A 357-nucleotide genomic window follows, 5' to 3' on the forward strand; every position below is an offset into this window, starting at 1 on the left:
CTTCGCGGCCGGTCCGGCCGCCTGGGTGGACCACGGCTACGCCGTCGTGCGCGTCAACTACCGCGGCTCCACCGGCTACGGCCGCGCCTGGACCGACGCCCTCAAGCACCGCGTCGGCCTGATCGAGCTGGAGGACATCGCGGCGGTCCGCGAGTGGGCCGTCACCTCGGGCCTCGCCGACCCCGCCCGCCTGATCCTCACCGGCGGCTCCTGGGGCGGCTACCTCACCCTGCTCGGCCTCGGCACCCAGCCGGACCACTGGACGCTCGGCATCGCCGCCGTCCCGGTCGCCGACTACGTCACCGCCTACCACGACGAGATGGAAGCCCTGAAGGCCATGGACCGCACCCTCCTCGG

General features: G+C 73.9%; 1 protein-coding gene. It reads left to right on the forward strand.

Annotated features, from left to right (window positions below; genetic code table 11):
* On the forward strand, positions 1 to 357 hold a 357-nt coding region (locus tag CCN42_RS40355; RefSeq protein ID WP_245877701.1), incomplete at both ends, for a prolyl oligopeptidase family serine peptidase.

Source organism: Streptomyces glaucescens (assembly GCF_002154375.1).
Classification (GTDB): Bacteria; Actinomycetota; Actinomycetes; order Streptomycetales; family Streptomycetaceae; genus Streptomyces; species Streptomyces glaucescens.